Source organism: Saccharomonospora iraqiensis subsp. paurometabolica YIM 90007 (genome assembly GCF_000231035.2).
Classification (GTDB): Bacteria; Actinomycetota; Actinomycetes; order Mycobacteriales; family Pseudonocardiaceae; genus Saccharomonospora; species Saccharomonospora paurometabolica.
This window is the reverse complement of the sequence record NZ_KI912224.1, coordinates 1,689-2,897: the sequence shown is the minus strand read 5'-3', so window position 1 is coordinate 2,897 and position 1,209 is coordinate 1,689. Positions and strand designations below refer to the sequence as shown.

The window sequence follows — 1,209 nt, the reverse complement described above, 5'->3', positions numbered from 1 at the left end:
GCCCGCGCCCTGCGCACGCCACAGCGCCACTCCCGAGCCGAGCAGCAGGAAGGTCGCCAGCGAGCCGCCGAGGACCCAGCCGAGTCCGCTGTCGGCGGGCGCGGCGACACCCGCGGGCACGCCGGACGGGGTGCCGTCCAGCTCGATGGTGAACGGCACCAGCGACAGCGTGCCCTCGTCGGCGGATCCGACGGCGTGCACGAACGTGGCCGTGCCACTGTCCAGGGGCAGGTCCGCCGGCCCGATCACCGTCTCCTCGGTGCCGGCGAGGGTGACGTCGGCCTGCACCGTGCCCGCGTCCACGACGAGGGCCTCTTCGTTCGGGTTGGTCAGCCCGGTCACCACGGGGCTGCCGTCCGCGCGGACGTCCACCGCGGGGGCCGCCGCGTCGTGCCGGACCACCAGCCGGGCCTGGCCGTCGGGCACCGGGCTGACGTCGTTGGCGTACGGCGTGAGGGTGGGCTCGCCGCCCTCGTTCAGGTGGGCCACGAGCGACACGTTGCCGTCCGCGGGCACCTGGGCGGACCCCTCGATGAGGGGCTGTCCGGAGTTGTCCGGCGCGTCGGCCGGGAACAGGGCCACCTCGCGGTCGCCCGAAGGCAGGTCGAGGGGTCCCTGGGTGGTTTCGGGCGCGAAGTCGTCGATCGCCCGCTCGCCGTCCACGTAGACGTCCACAGGGGTGCCCGGGATGCCGTGCACGACGTACACCGTTCCGGTCGACTGTCCGGCCTGGGTCGCCGGGTCGGATTCCGCCGCGGCGATCCCACCCCCGGCCATGGCGAGTGCGGTCGCGCCGCTGAGGGCGCCGAGGAGGAGTTTGCGCATCGGAGTGCCTCCTGATCGTCGTGGGTCACGGCACGTTCGCGACGTTGCCGTCATGAGCCAGTACCGGATCGGGGGACTCCGTGGATGCGGTCCCGCGGTAGTTTTTGCCGGTCTTTTCCGGTTCCGTTGTCCGTGGCGCCGGATCGCGGGTCACCGGTCGGGACGACGGCGTCCGCGCGGAGCCGCCCCAACGCCCGGTTCCAGTGACTCTTGACGGTGCCCAACGGCCACCCGGTGCGCTCGGCGACCTCCCGGTGGGTCAGGTCCTCGAGGATCACCAGGGCGACGACGACCCGTTGGGCGGCGGCGAGCCGGTCGAGGGCCCACGCCACGGCGAGCCCGCTCGCCACCGCGTCGGCGGGCGTGGTCCGGTCCGCGGTCCCG

The 1,209-nt window shown here is 74.1% G+C and carries 2 protein-coding genes; both read right to left on the bottom strand.

What is annotated here, in order from left to right; translation table 11 throughout:
• Positions 1 to 825 (bottom strand): DUF4397 domain-containing protein (locus SACPADRAFT_RS26465; protein WP_007027678.1); only part of this gene is annotated, 825 nt, incomplete at its 3' end.
• 50 nt (positions 826 to 875) lie between these two features.
• Positions 876 to 1,209 (bottom strand): RNA polymerase sigma factor (locus SACPADRAFT_RS34395; protein ID WP_007027679.1); only part of this gene is annotated, 334 nt, incomplete at its 5' end.